This is a genomic window from Rubrobacter tropicus, assembly GCF_011492945.1.
Taxonomy (GTDB): domain Bacteria; phylum Actinomycetota; class Rubrobacteria; order Rubrobacterales; family Rubrobacteraceae; genus Rubrobacter_D; species Rubrobacter_D tropicus.
Genome location: NZ_CP045119.1, coordinates 2,759,444 through 2,785,080, shown reverse-complemented (window position 1 = coordinate 2,785,080; position 25,637 = coordinate 2,759,444). Strand labels below are relative to the sequence as shown.

The following is a 25,637-nucleotide window of genomic DNA, read 5'->3' as shown; positions in this document are numbered from 1 at the left end:
TCACCCGCACGAACAACGGACCGTCGCGATAGCGGCAAGCCGCCCCGGCGGCCGAAGGTGATGCGACGCGCGGGCGGCCGTCGCGCCCTGGTGACCGGCGGGGCTGGCCTGATCGGCTCTCACCTCTCGGACCTGCTCCTGGAGGAGGGCTACGGGGTGCGCATCCTCGACAACCTCGAACCAAACACCCACCGCAACGGCCGTCCGCCCTGGATACCGGCCGAGGCCGAGTTTGTCCACGCCGACATCCGGGACCGGAAGGCCGTCAGGTCGGCGCTGGAGGGCATAGACGTCGTCTTTCATCAGGCGGCTTACGGCGGCTACATGCCACAGATGGCCAAGTACGTAGACGTCAACAGCTTCGGCACCGCCCAGATGCTCGAGATCATCCGCGACGAGAACCTGCCGGTCGAGAAAGTGGTGGTCGCCTCCTCGCAGGCCGTCTACCGCGAGGGCGCGGCGGATTGCCCACAGCACGGCCTCGTCTTCCCCGACACGCGTGGTGCGGATCAGCTCGCGAGGGGAGACTACGCCGTCCGCTGCCCCGTATGCGGGGAGCCTTCGGGTTCGGTGCCAACCCCGGAGGAGGCCCCGATGGGCGGCGAGACGGTGTACGCGATCACCAAGTCCGACCAGGAGCGGCTGGCCCTCGCCTGGGGGCGGCAGACCGGGGTCCCCACGGTGGCGCTCCGGTACTCCTGCACCTACGGGCCGCGCCAGTCCATCTTCAACCCCTACACGGGGGTGATCGCGATCTTCGCCACGCGCCTCCTGAACGGCCGCCCTCCCGTGCTCTACGAGGACGGCGAGCAGACCCGCGACCTCTGCTTCGTTGGCGACGTCGCCCGCGCCAACCTTCTCGCCGCCGAGGGAGACGCGCTCGACGGCCTGCCGGTCAACGTCGGCAGCGGCCGGGCGACGACGATCCGCGAGGTCGCCGAGATGGTCTCCGAGGCCCTGCGCGTGCAGATAGAGCCGCTCGCCAGGGGCGAGTTCAGGCCCGGCGAGATGCGCCACCTGACCTCCGACATCTCTCGCGCCCGCAAGGCCGGCTACGAGCCGGGCGTGGACCTGATGCAAGGCATCGAGCGGTACATTGGCTGGATCGGGGAGCAGGGAGACGTGCGCGACTACTTCGCCGAAGCCGAGAAGGTGCTCAGAAAGAAGCGCATCGTTCACGGGGTAGGCTCGATCGATCCGTGACGATCTCGACACAGCGCTTTATCGTCCGGACCCCGAAGAGGTGGGCGGAGGCACGGTGATGAAGACAAAGCCGTTGGTGGGTTTCCTGTGGTTCGCGTTGCTTGCGGCGCTCATGCTCGCGGGCTGTGGTACGGGAGGGGACACCACACAGAGAAAGCCGCCCCCGGCTCCGGAGCCCGCCGAGGCGCCGCCGCTCGAGGAGGAGCCCGCCGGCAGGGTCGTCGGGGTCGGCCCCGCGCCGGAAGGGATAGCGGCCGACCCCGAGACGGGGCTGGTCGCGGTGGCCCTGCGCAACCCAAACGAGCTGGCGCTGGTCGACGGCGAAAGCGGGGAGATCTCGAAAAGAATAGGGTTGCCCGAGTCGGCCCGGCACCTCGACATCTCCGCACCCGGCGGACCTGTGCTCGTGCCGGCCGAAGGGTCCGATTCACTCGTCCAGGTCGGCCTGCCGGACGGGGAGATCTCGGACGAGACGTCGGTCGGGGACTTCCCGCACGCCGCCGCCGCGGCCCCGAGCGGCCGGATCTTCGTGGTCAACGAGATGGCGAGCACAGCGTCGATAATCGAAGATGGGCGTGAATTGGAGACTATAAAGACCTCGTTCAAACCCGGCGGGGTCGCGGTGACCGACGACGGCCTGGTTGGCATCATCGGCGTCCGGGGCCTCACGCTCGAGGTCTTCGAGGCGGACACCCTGGAGTCGCTGGGCCGGATAGGCGCCGGCGAGGGACCGACCCACGTGAGGGCTGGCCCCGGGGACCGCTTCTACGTGACGGACACGCGCGGCGACGCCGTCCTTATCTACGGCGCGCGCCCGGAGCCCGTGCGCCTCGGCCGCGTACCCCTGCCCGGCTCACCGTACGGGATAGCCATAGACCCCCGGCGCGACCAACTCTGGGTGACGCTCACCGCCGAGCAGAGCGTCGTCCAGTTCGCGCTCGAAGGAGACTCGCTGCGCGAGATCGCCCGCCACCCCACCGTCCGCCAGCCGAACACCGTTGCCGTTGACCCGGCCAGCGGGCGCGTCTTCGTCACGGGCAAGACGGGTGGGCAACTACAGATCCTCGAACCACGATAAACCAGATCCACCCCCGGAGACCGACCAGCGACCCGGCTGCAGGACGGCCGCCCTGCGAGGCGCGCCCCGGTACCAGCGACCTTCCTCTAAAGCGGTTTGCAAAGAGAGCGAACCTGCTTGCGAAGCTATCAGCAATTAGCTATCAGCAAGAGCAAAAAGCTGAAGGCTGAGCGCGCAGGCTTGCGGAGCAGGCCGAAGCGGGCTGATTGCCGACGGCGCGGGTTTCGGAAGCTGATCGCTTCCGAAACCCGCGCTATATGCCCAGGGCTTCCGGCAACCGCGCCACACTCGCCAGGATGAGGTCTGGTCGGGTGGGTAGCTCCGCTCCGGGCCGGTATCTGCCGGTCTCGACGAGAATTCCATGCAGGCCCGCGGCCTGGGCTCCACCGATGTCCAGCTCCGGCTCGTCCCCGACCACGGCGACCGTGCCGGGGGGCAAACCCAGGTTCCGTAGCGCGAGCTCGAAGAAGGCGCGTTCGGGCTTGCCGACGCCGATGGCGCTCTTGCCGCTGGCGTACTCCAGGGCGGCCACGAACGGGCCCGCATCCAGGGCGAGTTCTCCGCCGGCCCTCTGCCAGTAGCGGTTCTTCGAGAGGGCGATAAGCCTGGCGCCCGCCCTCAGGTGCCGGAAGGCGGTGTCCAGCAAACGGTAGGTAAAGCCCGCCCCCAGGTTCCCGACGAGCACGCAGCCCGGAGAGTCGTCGGTTATCTTGACGCCCTCCAAATCTTCCAGAAGGGCGTCTTCGACCAGCGGAAAGCAACTCAGCCCCTCGGCCCTCAGCTTCTCCGACACGGCGATGGCGGGGGTGAAGATCCGGCCTTCGGCCGCGGGAAACCCCAGGGTTTCGAGGTGGGCGGCGAGCTCTCGTCTGGGCCTGTGGGTGGCGTTGGTCACGAAACGGTAGGGGATACCGGCCCGGTCGAGGCGTTCCAGCGCCCCGCGGGCGCCCTCTATGGGGCCGTCGTTGGTGTAGAGGGTCCCGTCCAGATCGATCAGTAGACCCTCAACTCGCACGGGCCAATAATAATACGGGGCCGTCGGTGGCGCCCCGGCGGAGCGGCGGGTCAGCGCCCCGACGCGCGCAACTGTTCCCTCCAGAGAAGCGCGAGCCCTATAAGGGTCACGGAGCCGAGCAGGGAGAGCTGGGCCACGACGGAGACGGCCAGCGCCGTCTCGCGCGAGACCGCGAAGGCTCCGAGAGAGAGGACGAACGCGTACTGGAAAGGCCCCACGAAGCCCGGCCCCGACGGGAGGGTGGTGCTCAAAGCGACCAGGGCGAAGACCAGCACGTACCCGGCCGCCGGCAAGGTCACCCCGAAAGAGGCCACCACCAGGGCCACGGCGCAGGCGTCCAGCACCCAGACGAGAACCGTGTACGCGCCGGCCTCCAGAAGCTCTCTTGCCGTCGAGATTCCCCGGATTCCCCGCGAAAAAGAGCCCAGACGGCCGACTAGGCGTTTGCGGAAGCCCTCGGGCACGAGTCCGAGCGTTCGCCCGATGGCCCGGTGGGTCCGGTCCGCCCTGAGGCCGTAGAAGAGGATGCCGGTCGCCAGGGCCAGGAAGACCAGGCCGGTGACGATGGCCGCGCCGCCGAGGTAGTCCTCCTGCGGGAACGCGACGAAGACGAACAGGATCGCGCAGACCAGCATCAGGCCGTCGAGGGTTCGCTCCACCACGATGCTCGCCGCCACGCCGCTCCTGCTTACGCCGGCGCGCCGTCCCAGGTAGTGGGCCCGGTAGACCTCGCCGGCCCGCGCCGGAAGGACGTTGTTGGCCATGTACCCGATAAAGACCGCGGCCATCAACTCCTTTAGAGGGATCGCTTTTTGTACCCGGAGTATGAGCCGCCAGCGCAGCGCCCGGATGGGAAAGCTCGAGAGATAAACCAGCGTTGCCGCCACCAGCCTCGCCGGACGGACGGCCCCGAGAGCGCGCAGGGACTCCGAAAAGTCTACCTGCCGCGCGGCCAGATAAACGAAAAAGACGCTGACAAAGATCCCGGCAAACCTGTAAAACCAGGGTTTCAGTTGGCCCTCCCCCGCCCACGAGGGACACCCCTCGCCGGTCTCCGCACCGTCCTTCACCTCCGCGGGCACCATGACAGCGTCCTACTCTTCGGTCAAGCGGGCCTGATTCCCACCCGCGGACAGGTGCAGAGTTGGCGATAACCGTTCGCGGGGCAGGGGCGCCATCAGCCTAAGCGACAGCCTTCGCCCGTACCGGCAGACGAAAGGCGGACCGCGTCTTCGGGCTCACGGGCGCCGCTTCTCGCAGACGGCTTACTGGTAGTAGGTGCCGTTCCAGTGCCGTACCCTGATCCAGGGCTGCGAGCCGCTGAGGACCTTGAACCCGCCGGTGTCGAGCGCGCCGATCCTGCCGGTCTCCCCTTTCGTCCGCACCAGCGGTGTAGACTTCGCTGATGCGTTCCAGAGGCTTCTTCGGCGCGCTCGGGTGGCTCCTGGTCAGGCTCCGCTTCGCGGTGGTGCTCTTCTGGGCGGCGGTCGCTCTCGCCGCGTACCTCTACCTGCCGGCGCTCGGCGACAGCACGAGCAGCAGCCTCGCCGACGTGGTGCCGGAGTCCGCCCCGGCGGCCAGGGCCGAGGCCCAAGCCGAGGGTTTGGCCGGGTCGGTCGAGGCGCCGGCCATACTCGTGTACTCGAACCCCGAAGGGTTTAGCGGGCCGGATCTGGACCAGATGGCGTACGGGGTCCAACGCCTCAACGAAGGACCGGGACGGCTCTACGGCCTGCGGCGGGCCGTGCCCCTCGCCGCCCAGAACCCCTCGAACCCGACGCGGGTGGACCGGGACCTGCTGGGCGACGAGGCGCTGCCCGTACTGCTCTACTTCGAGCCCGGGACGCGCCTGACGGAGATCGCGACGGGTGTGGGGGAGATCCGGGAGGATCTGGGGAGCCCGGGCCCGCTGCGCACCTCGGCGACGGGCATCAGGCTCGTCCAGCACGACACAAAAATCGCCATCGAGGGTAACCTGGTCCTCGTCACGGTCGTCACGACGCTCGCCATCTTCCTGGTCGTCGCCCTCGCCTACCGCTCGCTCGTGGCACCCCTGATCCCGCTGGCGAGCATCGGGCTCGCGACCTTCCTCACGCTGCGCGTCCTTGGCTGGGTCGCCGCGGTGCAAGGGGTGAGCATCCCCGCGCAGATCGAGCCGATAATCGTCGTCCTGCTCTTCGGCGTCGGGACGGACTACGCCCTGTTCCTGCTCTCCCGCACCCGTCAGGCGCTGGAGGAGGGGACCGGGCGCCTCGAAGCCGCCAGGGTCGGGGTCGAGAAGGTTGGGGGGATACTCCTCTCCTCGGCGGCGGTCCTGATCGCCGCTTTCGCCTTGCTGGTCCTGGCCGACCTGGGTCTCTACCGGGCGCTGGGTCCGGGCCTGGCCCTCGCCCTGTGCATAGTCTTCGCCGTCACCCTGACGCTGGTCCCCGCCCTCCTGGCCGTCCTCGGCCCCGCGGCCTTCGGGAGAAGAAGCCTTGCCCCGAGGCGAGACCCGTCGCGGCGGCCCGCGTTCCGGCGCGCGGGCCCGATCTCGGTAGTTCTCGTCGCCGGCCTGGTGGTGGCCTCGGCGGGCAACCTCGGCCTGAAGGTCGGCTTCGACCAGCTGGCGAACCTGCCCGAATCGGCCACTTCCGTGCGGGGCTACGAGGAGCTGACCGGGGAGTTCCCGGGCGGCGTCCTGGCGCCGGTGAACGTGCTGGTGCGGGGGGAGGACCTGGACGAGAAGAACGAGGAACTGCTCCGGCTCCAGACCGGGATGCAGTCAGAACTCCTGGACGCCGGCGGGTCTGCGTTGACCTTCGGGCCCCAGTACGCCGGGCGCGTCCCCGAGATAGACTTCGTGAGCCCGGACGGCTCGGCGGCCCGGGTACTGCTGGTCTTCTACGGTCCCCCTTTCTCCCCCGAGGCGCTGGACCAGGCAAGGGGCCTGCAGGAGAGGCTGCCGGTGTTGCTCGACGAGGCAGGGCTCGAGGACGCGACCGGGGTGGTCGGGGGGCAGACGGCCCTCTCCGCGGCGGCCAGGGACACCTCGGAGGACGACCTCAAGAAAGTGGCGCCGCTGCTCTTCGCCGTCTCGTTCGTCGTGCTCGCGTTGCTCCTGCGGACCCCCGTCGCCCCGGTCTACCTGCTGATCTCGACCGCCCTCAGCTTCACCGCCACCATGGGCGTCTGCGCCTTGCTCTTCCAGAACGTCTTCGGGCAGGACGGGGTCGTGTACTACGTGCCCTTCACCCTTTTCCTGCTCCTGGTCGCCCTCGGGAGCGACTACAACATCTTCATCATGGCCGCCGTCAGGGAGGAGGCCGAGGGGAGGCCCCTGAAAGAAGCCGTGCCCGCGGCGCTTGCGCGGACCGGGCCGACCATCAACGCCGCGGGGCTCGCGCTCGCGGCCTCCTTTCTCGCGCTGACCCTCATCCCGCTGCAGGACTTCTTCCAGGTCGGGGTGGCGGTGGCCCTTGGCGTGCTCTTGGACGCGTTCGTCATCCGGACGCTCCTCGTCCCTGCCCTGGTGCTCCTCGTCGGGCCGGCGGGGTTCTGGCCGGCCAAGGTGCGCCCATGAACATCTCCAGGCGCGGATTGCTCGCGGGGGCCGGGGCCGCGGTCGTGGCGGCCTCCGTGCCCGCGTGGTTGCTCTCGCGCGGGACAGGGGCCGGACCCCAGACCGGGCGGCCGGAGCACGTGATCCTGGTGGACTGGGACGGCTTCGACCCGGACTATCTAGACCTGGCGCCGACCCCGAACATCGACGCTTTGGCTGGCCGGGGAAGTCTCTCCGTGGCAGACGGCGTCTACCCGACCATCTCGAACCCCGCGCGGGCCTCCATGTCAACCGGCGCCTACCCGGAGAAGCACGGCAACGCCGCCTACTACTTCGACGAAGAGACCGGCAAGGCCGTGGGGGAGACGCGGTTCCTGGCCGCCGAGACCATCTCCGAGGCCCTCGCCGCCGGGGGCAAGACGACCGCGGCGGTGCAGTGGTACATGGTTCAGGACCACGGCGCCTCTTACGGGGATCCCGAGCATCTCTACGTCCGGCCGGACGGGCTCTTCGAGCAGCGGGTGGACGCTGCCGTCGAGATCCTCAACCTGAGGCCGGTGGACTCCGGCGGCGAGATGACAACCGTGCCCAAAATCCCGGACTTTCTCGCCGTCTACGGCCCCGACCTCGACGCCTTCGGCCACGAGGAGGGCGCCGAGAGCCCGAACATGGGGCCGCTGCTCGCCGAGCTCGACCGGCAACTCGGCCGGATAGTCCGGACGACGAAAGAGGTCGGCGTCTACGAGAGGACAGCCTTTATCCTGACTTCGGATCACGGCATGACCTCCTGGGAGCGTTCTTTCGTGGAGGGGCTCGCCGCGACGCCCGACCTCGGTCGCGGCGTCGAGATCGTGCCCCCCGGACGCGCGCCCTCCCCCGAAACCGAGGTAATCCTCGTCAAGAGCGCCGGCCTGATAATGGACGTCACCCTGCGCGGGCGGGCGGCCACGCCCGAGAGGCGGGCGGATGTTCAGAGGGCTCTCGAAGAATTGCCCCAGATCTCCCGCGTATTAGACGCGGGAGATCTGGATGACCTGGGCGCCGGCGAGAAGATTGGCGACTTCGTGGTCGAGGCCAGGGCGCCGTGGGGCTTCGGTTTCGCGGAGCCGGAAGAAGGGGCTTCGCGGGGCGGTCATGGGAGCACCCGGGAGATGCGGGTGCCGCTCCTGATCTCGGGTTCAGGCGTCAAAGCGGGCGCCGTCCCCGAAAACGCCCGCCTCGTCGACGTGGCGCCGACCATCGCCGCCCTGCTGGGCATCCGCCCGCTGGCCGACGCGCAAGGCAGGGTTCTGGACGAGTTGTTGTATGGGTGATCCGACCGTCGACGGAGGCCCGGATACCGGCGCCGCTGTCTCTTGCCGCGCCAGCGGCTACGCCAAGTGTATCGGCAGCAACGTCTTCATGCCCACAACGAAGAGCCACGGCGCGGGGGCGGGGGTCCTGCGGGCCGTCGGGACGGTCCGGTGGTTCACGACCTCGAACTTTCCCGGGATGGCCGTGAAGCTGAAGATCACTTCGTTACTGCTTGCCCCGGTTCCTTCTCTGGACCCAGCCGGGGATCAGGGAGACCGCCACGAAGAAGACCGCCGCTACGCCAAGGTAGATAAAGGTCCTGGTCAGGTTCTGCTGGGCGCTCGCGAGGGAGCCCCCGGCGAAGGTGAAGACGGCCGCGCCGGGGATAATGCAGACCGCGGTGAGCAGGACGTAGGTGCCGGGCCCGATCTTCGTGATCCCGTACGCGTAGTTCTGCAGGTTGAAGGGGAACACCGGCACGAGCCGGGTGATGAGCAGCATCCGCCAGCCCTGCTTCTCGACGCCCTCGTCCAGCCTCTTTATGCGTTCGTTTTGTACCGTCCAGCCCTCGACGAGCCCCCGGGCCGCGTACCGGCCTATCAGGAAAGCCAGCGTCGCGCCTATGGTCGCCCCGATCACCACCCAGAGCGTGCCGAAAACCGGCCCGAAGACGAGTCCCGCAAGCAGCGAGAGCGGCGTACCGGGCAAAAACAAGACCGTCGCGAAGGCGTAGAGGACTATAAAGACGACCGGGGCAACGGGTCCGAAGCCGAGGATCCAGGCCCGCAACCTGCCCAGGCCGTCGAGGCTCACGTACTCTGTAAGGTCCGTCAGGTGCGCGGCCGTTGCTACCACTGCAAGAGCGGCGACGATGCAGGCCGGCTTGAAGAGGTCGCGTCGCCTGTTTCGGGGTTTGTTCACGCCCACCTTCGCGCTTTCTCCCTCAGCCGGTAGATCCCGCGCCGCGCCCCGAAGAAGGCCGAGAAGATTCTCTGGTTGCGGGCGTCGAAGAGCTTCTCGCGGTAGTAATTGTCCGCGGCCCGCTGGTTCGCCTGGGCGAGGGTGGGGTAGACGTGGATGGTCGTGGAGAGGGTGCCCACGGGGATGTTCTTCTGCATGGCGAGGACTACCTCGTGAATCAGGTTCCCCGCGTCCGGCCCTATGATGTGGCCGCCGAGGATTCTGCCCCGCTTCCCGGTGACGATCTTGACGAGCCCCGTCGTCTCCCCGTCCGCCATCGCCCGGTCCACCCCACCGAAAGGCTGGCGGAAGACCTGGACGCCGTCGTGCTCCCGACGGGCCTGCTCCTCGGTGAGGCCGACCCTGGCCACCTCGGGGTCGGTGAAGGTGGTCCAGGGGACGACGCGGTGATCGACCTTCGCTTTGACGGGGAAGAGGGCGTTTCTCAGGGCGTTGCGGGCCTGGTACTCGGCGACGTGGGTGAAGAGGTACTTGCCCGTGATGTCGCCCGCCGCGTAGACGTTCGGCGCGGTGGTCCGGAGATGTTCGTCGACCGTCAGGCCCTTCTCTTCGATCTCGACGCCGGCGTTCTCCAGCGCCAGGCTTCCGGCCGTCGGGGCCCTGCCCGCCGCAACCAGGATCTCCTCGCCCCGCACCTCCCTCTCGTGCCCCGCCTCGTTTATTATGGTCATGACCTTCTCGCCGCCCTCCATCCTGACCCTCTCGGCGCGGTAGCCACCGTGGAACTCCACGCCGCCGGAGACGAGGACGCCGCGCAGGATCTCCCCGATCTCGGGGTCTTCTTTCGGGAGCGGGAGCGGAGAGGTCGAGACGAGGCTCACGTCCGAGCCGAAGCGGGCGAAGACCTGGGCGAACTCGCTGCCGATGGGCCCGGAGCCTACGACTATCAAGGACCGCGGTAGATTCTTGAGGGCCAGCGCCCCCACGTGGTCTACGTATCCGGCTTCTTCCAGACCTTCCACGGGGGGCGTCGTCGAGTGGGAGCCGGTGGCGACTATGACGCTCTGCGTCTCGAGGAACCTTCCGTCTACGGAGATCCGGTACGGAGACTCAAAGCGGGCCTCTTCGAGAAAGACGTCCACGCCGAGTTTGCGGAAGCGCTCGGGGCTGTCGTGCTCGCCCGCCTCCTCTATGACGCGGCGCATCCTGCCCATGACGGCCGGGAAGTCTACTTCGTAGCCGAGGTTCCTCACGCCGTACTCCCCCGAATTCTTTACCAGGTGGGCTACGCGGGCGCTCTTGACGAGGGCTTTCGTGGGGACGCAGCCCGTGTACAGGCAGTCGCCGCCGAGCCTGTCCCGCTCGACGAGGGCCACGCGGGCGCCGAGCGAGGCGGCCCCCGCGGCCGAGACCAGACCCGCGGTCCCGCCGCCTATCACTACCAGATCGTAGTTCGACGCCAAAACTTCTGCTCCTCCTGTCTTCCTGCGGCCCCTAGTCTATGCGGCCGTTCTTACGCGAACCTCGTGCTTCTCTTACGAAACGATTGTCCGGGCCCGATCACACCTCACGGCCCGCCGAGATGGCGCCGGGCCCAAGGAGTAAACTTCGTACCATGATGATGGTGAAGGTATGCGGCATGACGAACGTCGCGGACGCCCGCGCGGCGGCGGACGCCGGGGCGGACGCCGTAGGCTTCATTTTCGCGGAGAGCCCGCGCAAGATCGGCTCGGAGGAGGCACGCAGGATCTCCATAGCCCTCCCCGAGAACGTCCTGAAGGTCGGCGTCTTCGTGAACGCGCCGCCGGAAGAGGTGCTGCGCGTGGCAGCGGAGGCCGGCCTCGACATGGCCCAACTCCACGGGGACGAGACGCCCGAGACGGTGGCCGCGGTCAGGGCCGGAGGGCTGCCGGTGATGAAGGCCGTGCGGGTGCGTAACGCGGAGGCGCTCGCGGGTGTCGAAAGGTTTGACGCCGACCTGCTGTTGCTCGACGCGTACAGCGAAGAGGCGCGGGGCGGGACGGGGAAGAGGTTCGACTGGGGGGTGGCGAAATCGCTGAAGGGGCGTGGTAACATCGTCGTCTCCGGGGGGCTGGCGCCGGAGAACGTGCGTGAGGCCATCGACTTTTTCGAGCCCTACGGCGTGGACGCCTCCTCATCCCTAGAAGACGCGCCCGGAAAGAAGAACGAAGAGTCCGTTCGGAGGTTCATCGTTGCGGCAAAAGGTTGATAACCGCGAGGGGTACTTTGGCGCCTTCGGCGGCAGGTTCGTACCCGAGACCCTGATCCACGCCCTCGAAGAGCTGCAAGAGGCCTACGAACGCTACCGGAACGACCCCGAGTTCAACGAAGAGCTCGACCGCCTGGCCCGCGACTTCGTCGGCCGCCCAACCCCGTTGATGTTCGCCGAGCGCCTTACCCGTAAGTGGGGCGGGGCGAACGTGTGGTTCAAGAGGGAGGACCTGGCGCACACGGGGGCGCACAAGATCAACAACGCCCTCGGCCAGATGCTCCTGGCCGAACGGATGGGCAAGACCCGCATCATCGCCGAGACCGGAGCCGGCCAGCACGGCGTGGCCACCGCCACCGTGGCGGCCCTCTACGGCCGCGAATGCGTGGTCTACATGGGCGAGGAAGACACCCGCCGCCAGGCCCCGAACGTCCTGCGCATGAAGCTGCTCGGGACGGAGGTGGTTCCGGTAACGACGGGTTCCGGCACGCTCAAGGCGGCGCTGAACGAGGCGATCCGGGACTGGGTAACGAACGTCGAGGACACCCACTACATCATCGGGACGGTCGCGGGCCCCGCCCCGTACCCTCGCCTGGTCAGGGATTTGCAGGCCGTCATAGGCCGCGAGTTGGAGGCGCAGAGCCGCGAAAGGTTCGGCGCAGACCCCGACGCGATCGTCGCCTGCGTCGGCGGCGGCTCGAACGCCATCGGCGCTTTCCACCCTTTCGTGGGAAGGGAGAACGTGCGGCTCGTCGGGGTGGAGGCCGCAGGAAGGGGCATCGAGACGGGGGAGCACGGCGCTTCGCTGACGGGGGGACGGCCCGGCGTTCTGCACGGCAACTTGAGCTACGTCCTGCAGACGGATGAGGGCCAGATCCGGGAGGCCCACTCCATCAGCGCGGGCCTGGACTACCCTTCGGTCGGCCCCGAGCACGCCTACCTCAAGGACGAGGGGCTCGTCGAGTACGCGAGCGTCACGGACGACGAGGCGCTCGCGGCGTTCGTCTCCACCTCCAGGCTCGAGGGGATCATCCCGGCGCTCGAGACGTCGCACGCGATCCACTACGCCGAGAAGGTCGCCCGCGAGCTCGGACCCGGCAAGAACCTCGTCATCAACCTCTCCGGCCGCGGCGACAAGGACATCGGCGTCGTGGCCGAGGCCATCGGCATGGACGCCCGCGAGGCGGGCGAAGACCCCTCGTGAGCGGCGCCGAGAGACTTAGAGAGGCTTTCCCGAGGGACCGGGCTGCCCTCATCCCGTACCTGACCGGCGGCTATCCGACGCTTGAGGGGGCGGTCGAGGTGGGGGAGGCGTACCTCGAGGCCGGGGCCGACGTGTTGGAGATAGGCGTGCCCTTCTCAGATCCCTTGGCAGACGGGCCGACGATCCAGGACACGACGACCCGCGCCATCGAGAACGGCGCGGACCTTCGCTACTGCCTCGACCTCGCCCGCCGCTTTTCAGGCCGGGTGCCCGTCGTGTTCCTGCTCTACTACAACACCATCTTTGCGAGAGGTCCCGAACGTTTCCTGGACGAGGCGGCCGAGGCGGGGGTCTCGGGGCTCGTGATCCCGGACCTTCCCGTGGACGAGGCCGCCGCTTTTGCGGAAATGTGCGCCGAGCGCGGCGTCGGCTTCTGCCCGCTCGTCGCGCCCACTTCTTCGGAGGAGCGGGTGAAGGAAGCGGTGGCCCTCGCGACGGGGTTCGTCTACTGCGTCTCCGTGGCCGGCGTGACGGGGGTGCGGGACGGGCTGCCCCCGAAGGCCGCGGATCTTCTGCGGCGGGTCAGGGCCGGGACGGACGTGCCTGTGGCGCTCGGGTTCGGCATCGGGTCGCCCGAGGCGGCTGCCGAGGCGGCCGCGGAGGCCGACGGGGTCATAATCGGGAGCAAGCTGATGCGCCTGGTCGCCGAGGACGGGGCCGAGGGGCCGGGGCGTGGCTGCGGGAGGTCCACGAGGCGCTCTCCGCGGTCGAGAAGGCGGGGACGGGCATCAGAAACTGGCTTAGCAAGCGCAGGGAGTACTCCCGGACCGCGCCCGAGACCGAGAGCGGCATCGGGCCCATGGACGCCGTCTTCACCAAGTGCGAGCGGTGCGGGCAGCCGATCTACGAGAAGGATCTGGGCGCGAGGTTCAACGTCTGCCCGCACTGCGAGTTTCACTACCCGCTCTCCGCCCCGGCCCGCATAAGGCTCCTCCTCGACCGCAACTCCTTCGAGGAGCGCGACACCGGCCTCCTGGCGGGCGACCCTCTGGGCTTCGAGGGTTACGGGGAGAGGCTCGAGAAAGCGCGCCGCAAGACCGGCCTCGACGACGCGGTTGTGAGCGGCGTGGGAGCTCTGGGCGGGCGGCGGGTCGCGCTCGCGGTCATGGACTTCCGGTTTATTGGGGGGTCGATGGGGAGCGTGGTCGGGGAGAAGGTAGCCAGGACCGTCGAGCACGCGTACGCGGAGGAGCTGCCCCTGATCATAGTCTCGGCCTCCGGCGGGGCCAGGATGTTCGAGGGCGTCTACTCGCTGATGCAGCTCGCGAAGACCAGCGTCGCCCTCTCCAGGTACGTCGACGGTTCGTGGCCCTACATCTCCGTGCTTACGGACCCGACGTTCGGGGGGGTTACGGCCTCCTTCGCGACGGCGGCCGACGTGGTGATCGCCGAGCCCGGGGCGAGGATAGGGTTCGCCGGGGCAAGGGTCATAGAGCAGACCACAAAGGAGAGGCTGCCCGAGGGTTTCCAGACTGCCGAGTTCCAGAGGGATCATGGGATGGTCGACAGGATCGTGCACCGGCTCGCCCTCAGGGGCGACATAGAGCGGCTGCTGGGGTTCGTGGCGTGATCCTCGAGTTCGAGCGGCCGATCAAAGAGCTCGAGGAGCGCATCGCGGGCCTGCACCGGCTGGCCGGCGAGAGCGAGGGGCTGCAGGCGGAGATCTCGCGCCTCGAAGAGGCCCTGGAAGCCGCCAAGCGCCGCGTCTACTCGAACCTCTCCCCCTACCAGCGCGTTCAGGTGGCCCGCCACCCGGCCCGCCCGAACCTCCGGGCCTACCGGGACGCCCTGACGGACGATTTCTACGAGCTCTCGGGGGACAGGCTGCACGGCGAAGACGCGGCGGTGCGCGGCGGTTTTGCGCGCCTCAAGCCCTCGCTCGGCGGCCATCCCATCGTCCTGATCGGGCACGACAAGGGCGCCGACGTGAAGACCAGGGTCGCCGGAAACTTCGGGATGGCCCACCCCGAGGGCTACCGCAAGGTGAAACGGTTCTACGAGCTCGCCGCCCGCTTCGGCCTCCCCATAGTCCTTCTGGTGGACACGCCGGGGGCCTTCGCCGGGCGGCAGGCCGAGGAGCGGGGCCAGGCGTGGGCGATCTCGGACGACCTGATGGCGCTCTCGCGGGCGCCCGTGCCGGTAGTCTCGTTCGTGATCGGCGAAGGAGGCTCCGGCGGCGCCCTCGCCATGTGCCTCGCCGACTACGTCGGGATGCTCGAGAACTCGTACCTCTCCGTCATAGCCCCCGAGGCCTGCGCCTCTATAATCTTCCGCGACCCGAGCCGGGCCGCCGAAGCGGCCGAGGCCCTCAAGCTGACCGCCCGCGACCTCAAAGACCACGGCATAGTGGACGAAGTCCTCCCCGAACCCTTGGGCGGCGCCCACAACGAACCCGAAGACGCCATAGAGACCGTCGGGAACGCTTTGGGCCGCGTGGTCTCAGGCCTCACGGGCACCGACCCCGAGACCCTCATCGCCTCCCGCCACGACCGCTACCGCCGCATCGGCGAACGCGCCATACAGTAGCGGTCCGCGAAGCGGACCGCGCCGTCAGCGATCAGCCCGCTGCGGCTTCGCCTCAGCTCTCTACCCAAAGAACGTCTCGGCCGCTTTGTAGAGGTCGTTCGGGACCGTCTTGGTCTCGTCCGTGGCCTCGGAGAGGTCTACGGTGACTATTTCGTTGCCACGCAATGCGACCATCTTGCCCCACTCGCCGTTGTTGACGGCTTCGGCGGCGCGCAGGCCGTAGCGCGTGGAGAGGATGCGGTCGTAGGCCGTAGGGGTGCCTCCTCGCTGGAGGTGGCCGAGGACCACGTGGCGGGTCTCGATGCCGGTGCGGGACTCTATCTCTTTGGCGAGCGTTTCGGCTATGCCGCCGAGGCGGACGTGGCCGAACTCGTCGGTTTCGGCGTTCTGGGTCATGAACTCTTCGGAGAGGGTTACGCCTTCGGAGACGGCCACCAGGCCCCACTTCTCGCCGCTCTTGGCGCGTTTCTCGAAGATGGAGGCGATCTGGTCGAGGTCGGGTTCGACCTCGGGGATGAGGGTGACGTTGGCCGCGCTCGCGAGGCCCGCGCCCCAGGTGATCCAACCCGCGTGACGCCCCATGACCTCGACGACCACTACCCGCTCGTGGCTCTTGGCCGTGGTCCTTAGCTTGTCTATGGCGTCGGTGGCTATCGAGACGGCGGTGTCGTAGCCGAAGGTGGTGTCCGTCGCCGAGAGGTCGTTGTCTATGGTCTTGGGGCAACCTATTACCTGCGTGCCGAAGTCGTCGTGCAGGCGCTTGGCGACGCCCAAAGTGTCGTCCCCGCCGATGGCGACGAGGGCGTCTACGCCGAACTCTTCTAGTTGCTTGACCACCTTCTCGGGGTCGCCCTCTTTCTTGTACGGGTTGGTGCGGGAGGAGCCGAGGATGGTACCGCCTTCCTGCAGGATGTAGCGGACGTCTTCGACGCCGAGGGGCATGACGGTGTCCTGCTCCGGATCCAGCAGGCTCTTCCAGCCGCGCTTGAGGCCGACCACCTCGTGGCCGTAGTCCTCGATGCATTTCATGGTTACGGCCCTTATGACGCCGTTGAGGCCCGGCGCGTCTCCGCCGCCGGTGAGCATCCCTACCCTCTTTACCTCTGCCATCCGTCTCCTCCTTCGCCGTTGTTACGGGAAAGGCCAGTCTAACAAAACCCGCTCTCGCCGGGCCGCGGACCCAGTTGCCCGGGACAAAGTTCCCGGCAGGTTCGGGAGACCGCCCGATGCGGCGGGAAAGCCCCCGGCTTTAGGGTATCCGCACTGGAACGCGCCCGGGGAGCAGAGACATGAGAAGCATAGTCGAGAGAACGGGACGGATGTCTTACGCGGCGGCCACCGCTTTGGCGGTGGTGCTGTTGTCCGTACTCATGGCAGGACCAGCCTGGGCCAACCACACGCAAACCTGCGAGTTTGTCGACGGCGTGCGGGTCTGCATCCCCGACGAGCACACGCCCCCCGCGGTGAACGCGAACAACGGTTCCGTGGTCGTCAACGAGGGGCAGACGGCTTCCAACACGGGCACGTTCTCGGACCCTGACGGCAACGCCACCGTTACCCTCTCCGCCTCCGTCGGGACCGTGACGAAAGACGACGCGAACGGCACCTGGAGCTGGACGTTCCGTACCAGCGACGGCCCCGACGAGAGCCGGACCGTCACGATCACCGCTTCCGACGGCACGGATTCTGTGGACACCACCTTCTCGCTCGGCGTCAACAACGTGGCCCCGGCGGTTACCCTGCAGAATGGCTTTCCCAGCGTACAGGAGGGTGGCAGTTTCGCGCTGGGTTACGCATCCCATGGCTACAACCTCTCGGTAAGCGATCCGGGCAACGACACGTGGACCCTGAACACTGGTTGCGGCACCAACGGTTCCGAGTGGCAGGAAAGCTCGTTCACCGTCTGGTGCGGTTTCTTCGACGGTCCGGCGACGGGTAGCGTGAGCGCGACTGCGACTGACAGCGACGGGGCTTCCCGCACCGCTACCGTGAACGTTACTATCACCAACCGCGACCCGGTCGCGGTGCTCGACGCTCCGGCTTCGATCAACGAGGGCGGCACGGCGACGATCTCCCTGGCCAAAGGCAACTTCAATACTCAAGACGGACAGGCCGACACGACCGCCGGGTTCCACTACGCCTTCGACTGCAACGGCGGCCCGCTCGACGGGGCCACCTACGCAAGCAGCGGTACTGCTGCGTCTACTAATTGCACCTTCGACGATAATGGTGCCAGGTCCGTACGCGCCCGGATCATCGATAAGGACGGCGGCTTTACCGAGTACACCAGGACGATCACGGTGAACAACGTGGCGCCGACGGCAGCCTTCGAGGCCCCGGCAGAGGTGGACCAGGGCGGAAACTTCCAGATCTCACTCTCGAACGTCGCCGATCCGTCGGGCGCCGACGGGGCTGCGCTCTCCTACGCCTTCGACTGCGGTGACGGACCCGGCTTTGTTTCGTCGGGTGCCCCGAGCAAAACCTGCACCGCCCTCGACCAGCCAAACATGACGGTCAGAGGCAGGGTGACGGACAAGGACGGCGGCACGAACGAGTATGCGAGGACCGTCTCCGTAAACAACGTGGCGCCCACGGGCACGGTCAGGATAAACGGCGACGCCGCCGCCACGAACAACGCGACGGTGAGGCTCGACCTCTCGGCCACAGACCCGCTGCCCGGCTCCGGGGTGGGCCACATGCGGTTCCGCAACGAGAACACCGAAACGTGGTCCGCGTGGGAACCCTACTCTACGGGCCGTTCGTGGCTTTTGAGCGGCGGCGACGGGACCAAGACCGTCCACGTCCAGTACCGGGACAACGCGGGCAACGTCTCGACGGCGGCGATAGAAGACGGGATCTTGCTGGACAGCCAGCTCGATACCAACGCCCCCGACACGACCATAACCTCGGGCCCGACGGGCGTGGTCAACCTCCCCTCCGCCAGCTTTGGCCTTGCCTCCAGCGAGACCGGTTCGACCTTCGAGTGCAGGCTGGACGGCGGCGCATTCGCGGCCTGCTCCTCCCCGAAGGGCTACACCGGGCTCTCCAACGGCCCCCACACCTTCTCCGTGCGGGCGAAGGACGTGGCCGGCAACGCGGACACTACTCCCGCCGTTCGCACGTGGACCGTCGACACAATAAAGCCGACCATCAGCGGGATGTCCCCCGGGCACGGTTCGGTAATCCGGGACACGACCCCGACCATCAGGGCGACCGTCAAGGACAACAGACCCCTGAGCACGGGCAACATAAAGCTCTACGTGGCGGGGAAAGCGATCCCTCCGGCCAAGTTCAGGTACGCCGCTTCCACGGGCCTCCTCGTCTACAACTCGCCGAGTCTCGCGAAAGGCAAGAAGACCGTGAAGATAGTGGCGATGGACGGGGCGAGGAACGCCGGGACGAAGTCCTGGTACTTCACGATCAGGTAACGGAAAAACCCGGTTCGGAGAAAGGAACCTTGCAGATGACCAAGACAGGCCAGATCAAACTTTTCATGCTGATCGCGGCGGTGTCCCTGGCGCTTCTCGCGCTGCTCGCGACGAAACCGGCGGAGGCGGCGTTCCCGGGGAAGAACGGCAAGATCATCTTCTGGAGCGACCGCTCTACCGGACCTGGACTCTACACGACCTTCCCTGGCAACAGCACCGCCGCCAAGGTGCCCGGCACCAGCCCTGGCGAGAGCCAGCCTACCTGGTCGCCCGATGGCACGCGGATAGTCTTCCAGAGCACGAGCAGGAACAGCAAAGAGATATCCGTCATGAACGCCGACGGCAGCGGGCGGCAGCAGCTCACCTCGACGGACACGATAGCGGAACAGGAGCCCACCTGGTCGCCCGATGGCACGCGGATTGCCTTCGTGGCAGGCAAGTCTGATACCGACACGACCACGGACCTTGAGATATGGGTGATGGACGCTGACGGTAGCGACCTCGTGCAGATGACCAATACCCCGCAAGGCGTGCGCGACACGCAGCCCGCGTGGTCGCCCGACGGAAGCCGTTTCGCCTTCCTCAGCGAAGGACGCCCTGGCGACACCAACAGCAATATCTACGTGATGGATGCCAACCCCGCTACCAACGACGCACTCAACCTCACGGACGACGACAGCACAATGACCCCCGTATACCAGTACAACGACGAAGACCCAACCTGGTCGCCCGACGGCACGCGGATTGCCTACTCGACAAAAGCAGACGTGTGGACGATGAACGCGAGCAATGGCAGCGGCAAGGTGAACCTGACCACGGGTGATGGTGGGGGCTCGCAGCCCACATGGTCGCCTGATGGCAACAGCATCGCGTACGTGAGGGGTGGGGACATATGGATGATGGACGAAAGCGGTGCCAACAAGAAGGGCGTTGATACCACCCTGCGTAAGGACGAGAAGCCTGACTGGCAGCAGGACTCCATCCCGCCCCAGACCACGATCACCTCGGGCCCCCCGAACCCGACCAGGAACGCCGCGGCGAGCCTCGGCTTCGTCTCCTCCGAAACGGGATCGGCCTTCGAGTGCAGCCTGGACGGGGCCGCCTTCGCAGGCTGCGCCTCGCCGAAGACCTATACCGTTGCGAACGGGACCCACACTTTCAGGGTGCGGGCCACAGACGTGGCGGGCAACGCGGACGCGACCCCGGCGGTCCGCACGTGGACCGTCGACACCATAAAGCCGACTATCAGCGCCATGCGCCCCCTTTCGGGATCGACCACGAGCGACCGCACGCCCACGATCAGGGCGACCGTCAAGGACAACCTGACGAACCTCGTCGAGGGCGACATAAAGCTCTACGTGAACGGGGCTTTGATCCCCGCGGCCAAGTACACTTACGGTTCCTCGACGGACGTCCTCGTCTACAACTCCCCGAGTCTCTCGGCCGGAAAGAAGAACGTCAGGCTGGTCGCCACCGATGAGGCCGGCAACGTCGGCGCGAGGTCCTGGTCGTTCACGGTCAGGTGATGTCGAGGCACGCGCCCGGAAGGATGACGGTTCCCGAAAGGTGTAACGGGCCCGTGCTTGTGCCATTATTTACTCGTGGTGGGAGTCGCGAGTGAGAGGGGCGGTCGAGGGGCTCATCCCGCCGGACGCCTTGTCCGTGTGGGCGGCGATGAAGCCTGACGCGGCGCCGTCCAACGCGCCGCGCGCCCCCCTGATCGCGCGGGTCGCGGCGCGGACGCTCGTGGGGTTGTCCCTGATCCTGTTCGTCCTCGCCGTACCCGCCAGGTACGGGGAGCTCGCGGGGGTGGCCCGCCGCGTGTCGGGCCATCTCGGGGCCGTGGACGGCCCGCTCGGGTACCTGGTGCCAGGGGCCGGCCATTACGCCCTCGCCGTGTTGTCGCTCGAGGTCCTCTTCGTGCTGACCTTTACGCTGATCTCGCTTGCCATAGCCTGGCGCAACAAGCGAGACTGGTCTTCGCTCTTCTTCTCCTCTGTCTTTATAGCCTACGCCGTGTGGGTGACGCCGACCCTGGACGCGCTCGCCCTTCCCCCCGTACTGCAACCGCTCGCGGACCTGACGCAGGCCGCAGGGGTGCTGCTGGCGGTAATGTTCTTCTTGCTCTTTCCGGACGGCCGCTTCGTGCCCGGTTGGACAAAGTTCAGCGCCGTTGCCTGGTTCTTCTATTGTTTGGCGTGGGGGATCTTTCCGGGATCGTGGTTCAGCCTGATAGACCCGTTCGAGGCGTCGTTCGCCGCGTTCCTGGTCCTCCTGCTGCTCGGCTGGGGCCTGGGCCTGGCGGCGCAGGCCGTGCGTTACCGCCGGGCGGATATGAGGCAGCGCCTGATGACCAAGTGGGTGGTTCTGATCGTGGCCGGCGCGTGCGTCGGTTACGGGCTCGTGTACCTGCCCGACGTGCTCCTGCCCGACTCGGGTCACGCCCGCGGTCTCTACGAACTCTACGGCGTCCCGGCGTTCTGGCTCTTCGCCCTTCCGATGCCCGTGGCCTTCGGCATCGCGATGCAGCGCTACCACCTGTTCAAGGCCGACCTCATCATCAACCGCGCGCTCGTCTACGGGGCCCTGACGGCCTGCGTCCTCGCCCTCTACGTGCTTATCGTGGGCGTGACGGGCATGATCTTCCACTCGGGCGGCAACTTCCTGGTCTCGCTCTTCGCCACGGGGCTCGTCGCGGTCCTCTTCGCGCCACTGAGGGACCGTCTGCAACGCGGGGTCAACCGCCTGCTCTACGGCGAGCGCGACGACCCCTACGCGGCGCTAAGCAAGCTCGGGGAGCGCCTGGAGACCACGCTTACCCCCAACGTCATGCTGCCTGCCGTCACCCGCACGGTCGCCGAGGCCCTGAGGCTCCCCTACGTCGCCATCGAGGTCGGCGGGCCGGGCGAGGTCGCCGCCGAGACCGGCGCACCCGTGGCCGACATCGTCAGGCTCCCGCTCCTCTACGGGGGAGAGCGGGTCGGGTGGCTGGTCCTCGGACGGCGCGCGGGCGAGACGGATTTCGCGCCGGCCGACCGCCGGCTCCTGGGGGACCTGGCGCGCCAGATCGGGGTCGCCGTGCGCGCCTCGCGCCTGACCGCGGACCTGCAGAACTCGCGCGAGCGCCTCGTCACGGCCCGCGAGGAGGAGCGCCGGCGCCTCAGGCGCGACCTGCACGACGGCGTGGGGCCGCGGCTCGCCGCCCTCACCCTGAAGATAGAGACGGCCCGTAACAAGCTCGCCCGCGACCCCGACGCAGCGGACCTGCTCTCGGATCTGGCCGAGCGCGCCCGGGATGCCGTATCCGACGTCCGGCGCTCCGTCCACGCCCTCCGTCCGCCCACGCTCGACGAGCTTGGCCTGATCCCGGCCCTCCTCGAGACGGCAGCCCAGTACAGCCACAACGGGCTAGAGGTCGAGGTCGAGAGCCTGAACGGCGGCCCGCTGCCGTCGCTCCCGGCGGCCGTGGAGGTCGCGGCCTACCACATAGCGCAGGAGGCGATGACCAACGTCGTCCGCCACTCGGACGCGCGCTCGTGCAGGGTAACGGTGGGGCCCGACGAGGGGGCCGGTGTGCTCCTCCTCGAGGTTCGGGACGACGGGCGCGGGCTAAACCCGGACGGCGGTCTCGGCGTGGGCCTCTCCTCCATGCGGGAGCGGGCGGAAGAGCTCGGCGGCACGCTGGCCGTGGGGGCGCACCCGGACGGCGGCACCCTCGTGCGGGCGGAACTGCCGTTTTCCCCCGAGGGCGGCGCGTGAGCCCCTTCCGCGTGCTCCTCGCCGACGACCATCCCCTCTTCAGGGACGGGATGCACGGGCTGCTCGACTCGGTGGAGGAGACCGAGGTCGTCGGGGAGGCCGCCGACGGGGAGGAGGCCGTCAGGCTGGCCGCCGAGCTGCGGCCCGACGTGATCCTGATGGACCTCAACATGCCGAACAAGAACGGCATCGAGGCGACGCGCGACATACTGAGATTCAATCCCGACGCCAGCGTACTCGTCGTTACCATGCTCGAGGACGACGACTCGGTCTTCGCCGCCGTGCGGGCCGGCGCTTTGGGCTACTTGTTGAAGGGGGCGCACCAGGACGAGGTCCTGCGCGCCATCCGCGCCGTCGCCAACGGGGAGGCAATCTTCGGTCCCGGCATCGCCCGGCGGGTGATGGGGCTGTTCTCCGCCGGGCGGCCCCAGAACGCGCGGGCGTTCCCCGAGTTGACCGAGCGGGAAGAGGAGATCCTGGCCCGCATCGCGCGCGGGGCTAGCAACGCCGAGATCTCGGCCGAACTCTTCCTCAGCCTCAAGACAGTCCAGAACCACGTCTCCAACATCTTCCGCAAGCTCCAGGTCGCAGACCGCGTCCAGGCCGCCATCCGCGCCCGCGAGGCGGGCTTGGGAGGTTGACGGCCGTCAGCGCGCTGCGGCTTCGCCTCCGCTTTCAGCTTTTTGCTCTTGGCCGAAAGCTGACCGCTGAGAGCTGAAAGCTTTGCCCAGAGGTCCAACCTCCTGCAACCCGCTTGACGGGGCGCTGACAACGCCCGCCTCCGCCGGTATATTCGTCCCCATGACCACAAGAGTCTTGTTCGTCTGCATGGGAAACATCTGCCGGAGCCCGATAGCCCAGGGCGTCTTCGAGAACGTGCTGCGGCGCGAGGGCCTCGAAGACGAGGTCGAGGTGGACTCCGCCGGGACCGGCGGCTGGCACGTCGGCTCCCCGCCCGACGGCCGGGCCGTCGAGAGCGCCGCGAGACGCGGCCTGGACATCGGCGGCCAGCGGGCGCGTAAGTTCTCAACGGAAGACTGTCGCCGCTTCGACTACGTCCTCACGATGGATGAAGAGAACTACCGCCACGTCTCCGCCATGTGCTCCGGCAGCGCCGTGGTCCGACCTTTTCTGGACTTCGACCCGGAAGGACCGGAGCGGGAAGTCCCGGACCCTTACTTCGGCGAGGCGGACGGTTTCGAGCGCGTCATAGACCTCGTGGAAGCCGCCTCAGAGGGGCTCGTCGAGGATATTCGGAAGCGGCACCCGAACGGCCATGGCTGAGAGGATCGTCGCCGAGGGCGTCGAGGTCCATCTCGGTGAGCGACTCAAGAGCGCGCGGCCCCTCGGCGGCGGCTGCATCGGCGAGGTCTACAAGGTGGATCTTCAGGACGGCACGCCGCTCGTGGCGAAGGTGGACCGGGATGGCGACTCCAACCTGGACCGCGAGGCGTACATGCTCCGTTACCTGCGACAGAGAACGGACCTCCCCGTCCCACGGGTCTTCCACGGGACCGAGACGCTGCTATTGATGGAGTTCGTCGAGGGCGCGAGCCGGTTCCCGGCCGAGGCCGAGCATCACGCCGCAGAGCTTTTGGCGGCCCTGCACGGTATCACCGCCGACGCCTACGGCCACGAGCGGGACACGCTCATCGGGAGCCTCGACCAGCCGAACCCGTGGACGGAGAACTGGGTAGATTTCTTCCGCGACCGGCGCCTGATCCACTTCGCCCGCGTGGCGTACGAGGCCGGCCGATTGCCGGTTTCGGACCTCAAACGGGTGGAGCGGCTGGCGGAGAGGCTGGAGGATCTCATCGGCGAGGCGAACCCGCCGGCCCTGATCCACGGCGACGTGTGGAGCGCGAACGTGTTGGCGCGGGACGGCAGGATCACGGCCTTTCTGGACCCGGCCATCTACCACGCGGACCCCGAGATCGAACTCTCCTTCATAAGCCTCTTTAACTCGTTCGGTGACCCGTTCTTCAAGCGTTACGCCGAGATACGCCCCATCCGGGACGGCTTCTTCGAATCACGCCGGGACCTGTACAGCCTGTACCCTTTGCTGGTCCACACGTATTTTTTCGGCGGCGGGTATTTGGAGAGGGTTCGGGGTGTCCTGGGGCGGTTCGGGGTGTAGGGTGGGTTTTCGTGGGGTGGGGGGCGGGTCTCAAACCCGCCCGCGCTACATCCGCCTCGCACACGCCCACCGGACACGCGCCGCCGAAAATCACGACCCCATGAACGTGGTCCGGCATCACCAGGAACGCGTCCAACGAGACGTGAGGGTAATGGTCCGGCAAACCCTCCCAACATCCCCACACGATGCCCGCATCCCGGTTCTCGACCATCCGGCCGCCCGATACGTGGCCGAATAGGGGCTTTCGACCCGCCGTACAAACGGTCAGGAAGTACGCGCCCGACAACGCGCAATCGTGGCCCTCCAGCCGGATGCTTCGGCGCTGGGGGGCTGCGGTTCTGTATCGCGCGAGCGTCTCCGCCGATCGTTTGTACGGCCTTCGGAGCATGTCCCTGTTGTCGGCGGGTCCGCAGTTTATTTGAAGCGCGGCGGCTCCTACTTCTTGCGGGCGACGTAGAGGGTCGTCTGGTAGCCCTTCACTATGCGCCCGCCGTGCTCGTCTTCGATCAGGCGGGAGATGCCGCCGTAGAGACGTTTCCTCGCTTCCTCGTCCAGATCCAGGTGCCCCGAGTATGTGTCGAGGACCCGAAGGTAGCCCGCGGCGTCGTAGGCCTGGTCCCACCGGAAAGAGCGCCTGCTTACGGACCCGAACAGCCCGGAGTCCTCGATCTCTTTCGTCCTGTCCTGGAGGTCTTCGGGCCGGGGCGGACCGGCGTAGCTGTCGTCCCAGCTCTCGGGCGCCTCGCGCTCGTAGACCCTCTGCGCGGCCTCGAAGAAGCCGTCGTCCGCCTCGCTGTGGACGTGCTCGTTCCAGAACAGCGCGATCGCACCCGTCCGCCGCAAGGCGCGGGCCGCCTTCGGGTAGGCGATTCGCGGGTCGAGCCAGTGGAAAGCCGTGGCCGAAACGACGAGGTCGAACGCTTCCGTGGGGAGTCGTATCTTCTCGAAGTCTCCGGTCAGGATCTTCACGCGCGGATACCCGGCCAGGTTCTGGCGGGCCACGGCGGCCAGGTTCCCGCCGAGCTCGACGCACAGGATTTCGTACCCCTGCGGGCGAGCGGGAGCGTCGCCTGACCGGTCCCGCACCCGATTTCGAGTATTCGGCCCCCGGACGGCACGCCCGAGAGCGAGACGACTTCTTCGAACAGCCCTTCCGGGTAGCCCGGCCTTACCTCGTCGTAGAGCAGGGCCGCCCGGTCGAACGTGGATCTCAGCCGTTCCCTCTCGGCCGTCAAGCGTCGC

23 protein-coding genes are annotated in these 25,637 nt (G+C 67.7%); 15 read left to right on the top strand and 8 right to left on the bottom strand.

Annotated features, from left to right (window positions below):
• The first annotated feature begins 60 nt into the window (after positions 1-60).
• Together GBA63_RS13880 and GBA63_RS13875 are read left to right on the top strand one after the other, a co-directional pair.
• A complete protein-coding gene (locus GBA63_RS13880; RefSeq protein WP_166180199.1) occupies positions 61-1,203 on the top strand; it encodes an NAD-dependent epimerase/dehydratase family protein in 1,143 nt (380 codons plus the stop codon).
• Between the two features lie 58 nt (positions 1,204-1,261).
• Entirely contained in the window at positions 1,262-2,281 is a 1,020-nt protein-coding gene (locus tag GBA63_RS13875; protein WP_166176993.1) for a YncE family protein, read from the top strand.
• Positions 2,282-2,534: 253 nt separating this feature from the next.
• Here the strand turns inward: GBA63_RS13875 and GBA63_RS13870 are convergent, their stop codons facing one another.
• Together GBA63_RS13870 and GBA63_RS13865 are read right to left on the bottom strand one after the other, a co-directional pair.
• A complete protein-coding gene (locus GBA63_RS13870) occupies positions 2,535-3,296 on the bottom strand; it encodes a TIGR01458 family HAD-type hydrolase (protein WP_166176991.1) in 762 nt (253 codons plus the stop codon).
• A gap of 50 nt (positions 3,297-3,346) precedes the next feature.
• Complete coding sequence (locus tag GBA63_RS13865) at positions 3,347-4,381, bottom strand: lysylphosphatidylglycerol synthase transmembrane domain-containing protein (protein WP_166176989.1); 1,035 nt, start codon at positions 4,379-4,381, stop codon at positions 3,347-3,349.
• Between the two features lie 320 nt (positions 4,382-4,701).
• Between GBA63_RS13865 and GBA63_RS13860 the strand changes: the two genes are divergently transcribed.
• Positions 4,702-6,858 carry an MMPL family transporter gene (locus GBA63_RS13860; RefSeq protein WP_166176987.1) on the top strand — a complete coding sequence of 719 codons (2,157 nt, stop codon included), beginning with the start codon at positions 4,702-4,704 and terminating at the stop codon, positions 6,856-6,858.
• Positions 6,855-8,150: an alkaline phosphatase family protein gene (locus GBA63_RS13855; protein ID WP_166176985.1), complete on the top strand. Its 1,296-nt coding sequence runs from the start codon at positions 6,855-6,857 to the stop codon at positions 8,148-8,150. Before GBA63_RS13860 ends, GBA63_RS13855 begins: the two co-directional genes overlap by 4 nt.
• Before the next feature lie 57 nt (positions 8,151-8,207).
• On the opposite strand, the gene GBA63_RS13850 is transcribed toward GBA63_RS13855, so the two are convergent.
• From GBA63_RS13850 to GBA63_RS13840, 3 genes are read right to left on the bottom strand one after another with little or no spacing between them, the layout of a single operon-like run.
• Positions 8,208-8,351 carry a hypothetical protein gene (locus tag GBA63_RS13850; RefSeq protein WP_166176983.1) on the bottom strand — a complete coding sequence of 48 codons (144 nt, stop codon included), beginning with the start codon at positions 8,349-8,351 and terminating at the stop codon, positions 8,208-8,210.
• A 4-nt stretch (positions 8,352-8,355) separates the two neighbouring features.
• The gene (locus GBA63_RS13845) at positions 8,356-9,057 is read right to left on the bottom strand and encodes a TVP38/TMEM64 family protein (protein ID WP_166176981.1); all 702 of its coding nucleotides are present in this window, start codon (positions 9,055-9,057) and stop codon (positions 8,356-8,358) included.
• Positions 9,048-10,514 (bottom strand): dihydrolipoyl dehydrogenase family protein, encoded by a 1,467-nt coding sequence (locus GBA63_RS13840; RefSeq protein WP_166176979.1) that lies wholly within the window; start codon positions 10,512-10,514, stop codon positions 9,048-9,050. Before GBA63_RS13840 ends, GBA63_RS13845 begins: the two co-directional genes overlap by 10 nt.
• A 176-nt stretch (positions 10,515-10,690) precedes the next feature.
• Here GBA63_RS13840 and GBA63_RS13835 point away from each other — a divergent pair, with 176 nt between their 5' ends.
• The 5 genes from GBA63_RS13835 to GBA63_RS13815 are packed head-to-tail and all read left to right on the top strand — an operon-like array spanning position 10,691 to position 15,071.
• Complete coding sequence (locus GBA63_RS13835; protein ID WP_207956789.1) at positions 10,691-11,281, top strand: phosphoribosylanthranilate isomerase; 591 nt, start codon at positions 10,691-10,693, stop codon at positions 11,279-11,281.
• Positions 11,265-12,485 carry a tryptophan synthase subunit beta gene (gene trpB, locus GBA63_RS13830; RefSeq protein WP_166176975.1) on the top strand — a complete coding sequence of 407 codons (1,221 nt, stop codon included), beginning with the start codon at positions 11,265-11,267 and terminating at the stop codon, positions 12,483-12,485. Before GBA63_RS13835 ends, trpB begins: the two co-directional genes overlap by 17 nt.
• Positions 12,482-13,471 carry a tryptophan synthase subunit alpha gene (gene trpA, locus GBA63_RS23685; protein WP_228282126.1) on the top strand — a complete coding sequence of 330 codons (990 nt, stop codon included), beginning with the start codon at positions 12,482-12,484 and terminating at the stop codon, positions 13,469-13,471. Before trpB ends, trpA begins: the two co-directional genes overlap by 4 nt.
• A complete protein-coding gene (locus GBA63_RS13820) occupies positions 13,387-14,115 on the top strand; it encodes an acetyl-CoA carboxylase carboxyltransferase subunit beta (protein ID WP_228282570.1) in 729 nt (242 codons plus the stop codon). Before trpA ends, GBA63_RS13820 begins: the two co-directional genes overlap by 85 nt.
• The gene (locus tag GBA63_RS13815) at positions 14,112-15,071 is read left to right on the top strand and encodes an acetyl-CoA carboxylase carboxyltransferase subunit alpha (protein WP_166176971.1); all 960 of its coding nucleotides are present in this window, start codon (positions 14,112-14,114) and stop codon (positions 15,069-15,071) included. Before GBA63_RS13820 ends, GBA63_RS13815 begins: the two co-directional genes overlap by 4 nt.
• Positions 15,072-15,131: 60 nt before the next feature.
• Here GBA63_RS13815 and GBA63_RS13810 read toward each other — a convergent pair whose 3' ends face one another.
• Positions 15,132-16,181, bottom strand: a complete 1,050-nt coding sequence (locus tag GBA63_RS13810; protein WP_166176969.1) for a 6-phosphofructokinase — start codon at positions 16,179-16,181, stop codon at positions 15,132-15,134.
• 179 nt (positions 16,182-16,360) lie between these two features.
• Between GBA63_RS13810 and GBA63_RS13805 the strand changes: the two genes are divergently transcribed.
• From GBA63_RS13805 to GBA63_RS13780, 6 genes are all read left to right on the top strand, one after another.
• On the top strand, positions 16,361-18,499 hold the full coding sequence (locus GBA63_RS13805) for a hypothetical protein (protein WP_166176967.1): 2,139 nt from the start codon (positions 16,361-16,363) through the stop codon (positions 18,497-18,499).
• 35 nt (positions 18,500-18,534) lie between these two features.
• Positions 18,535-20,025: a PD40 domain-containing protein gene (locus GBA63_RS13800; protein WP_166176965.1), complete on the top strand. Its 1,491-nt coding sequence runs from the start codon at positions 18,535-18,537 to the stop codon at positions 20,023-20,025.
• 91 nt (positions 20,026-20,116) lie between these two features.
• Positions 20,117-22,258 (top strand): sensor histidine kinase, encoded by a 2,142-nt coding sequence (locus GBA63_RS13795; RefSeq protein WP_166176963.1) that lies wholly within the window; start codon positions 20,117-20,119, stop codon positions 22,256-22,258.
• On the top strand, positions 22,255-22,899 hold the full coding sequence (locus GBA63_RS13790) for a response regulator (protein ID WP_166176961.1): 645 nt from the start codon (positions 22,255-22,257) through the stop codon (positions 22,897-22,899). The genes GBA63_RS13795 and GBA63_RS13790 overlap by 4 nt, the downstream gene beginning before the upstream one ends.
• Positions 22,900-23,059: 160 nt before the next feature.
• Positions 23,060-23,542: a low molecular weight protein-tyrosine-phosphatase gene (locus tag GBA63_RS13785; protein WP_166176959.1), complete on the top strand. Its 483-nt coding sequence runs from the start codon at positions 23,060-23,062 to the stop codon at positions 23,540-23,542.
• Positions 23,535-24,395, top strand: coding sequence for a fructosamine kinase family protein (locus GBA63_RS13780; RefSeq protein WP_166176957.1), 861 nt, complete (start codon positions 23,535-23,537; stop codon positions 24,393-24,395). The genes GBA63_RS13785 and GBA63_RS13780 overlap by 8 nt, the downstream gene beginning before the upstream one ends.
• Before the next feature lie 435 nt (positions 24,396-24,830).
• Here the strand turns inward: GBA63_RS13780 and GBA63_RS13775 are convergent, their stop codons facing one another.
• Both GBA63_RS13775 and GBA63_RS23680 read right to left on the bottom strand, forming a co-directional pair.
• Positions 24,831-25,397 (bottom strand): class I SAM-dependent methyltransferase, encoded by a 567-nt coding sequence (locus GBA63_RS13775; RefSeq protein WP_266096273.1) that lies wholly within the window; start codon positions 25,395-25,397, stop codon positions 24,831-24,833.
• A complete protein-coding gene (locus GBA63_RS23680) occupies positions 25,361-25,630 on the bottom strand; it encodes a class I SAM-dependent methyltransferase (RefSeq protein WP_228282645.1) in 270 nt (89 codons plus the stop codon). The genes GBA63_RS13775 and GBA63_RS23680 overlap by 37 nt, the downstream gene beginning before the upstream one ends.
• Between the last annotated feature and the right edge of the window lie 7 nt (positions 25,631-25,637).

Bases quoted from the DNA above. Each gene is read 5' to 3' on its own strand.
- GBA63_RS13880 (WP_166180199.1), top strand. From the start codon at position 61: ATGCGACGCGCGGGCGGCCGTCGCGCCCTGGTGACCGGCGGGGCTGGC.
- GBA63_RS13875 (WP_166176993.1), top strand. From the start codon at position 1,262: ATGAAGACAAAGCCGTTGGTGGGTTTCCTGTGGTTCGCGTTGCTTGCG.
- GBA63_RS13865 (WP_166176989.1), bottom strand. From the start codon at position 4,381: ATGGTGCCCGCGGAGGTGAAGGACGGTGCGGAGACCGGCGAGGGGTGT.
- GBA63_RS13860 (WP_166176987.1), top strand. From the start codon at position 4,702: ATGCGTTCCAGAGGCTTCTTCGGCGCGCTCGGGTGGCTCCTGGTCAGG.
- GBA63_RS13855 (WP_166176985.1), top strand. From the start codon at position 6,855: ATGAACATCTCCAGGCGCGGATTGCTCGCGGGGGCCGGGGCCGCGGTC.
- GBA63_RS13835 (WP_207956789.1), top strand. From the start codon at position 10,691: ATGACGAACGTCGCGGACGCCCGCGCGGCGGCGGACGCCGGGGCGGAC.
- GBA63_RS13810 (WP_166176969.1), bottom strand. From the start codon at position 16,181: ATGGCAGAGGTAAAGAGGGTAGGGATGCTCACCGGCGGCGGAGACGCG.
- GBA63_RS13805 (WP_166176967.1), top strand. From the start codon at position 16,361: ATGAGAAGCATAGTCGAGAGAACGGGACGGATGTCTTACGCGGCGGCC.
- GBA63_RS13800 (WP_166176965.1), top strand. From the start codon at position 18,535: ATGACCAAGACAGGCCAGATCAAACTTTTCATGCTGATCGCGGCGGTG.
- GBA63_RS13785 (WP_166176959.1), top strand. From the start codon at position 23,060: ATGACCACAAGAGTCTTGTTCGTCTGCATGGGAAACATCTGCCGGAGC.
- GBA63_RS13780 (WP_166176957.1), top strand. From the start codon at position 23,535: ATGGCTGAGAGGATCGTCGCCGAGGGCGTCGAGGTCCATCTCGGTGAG.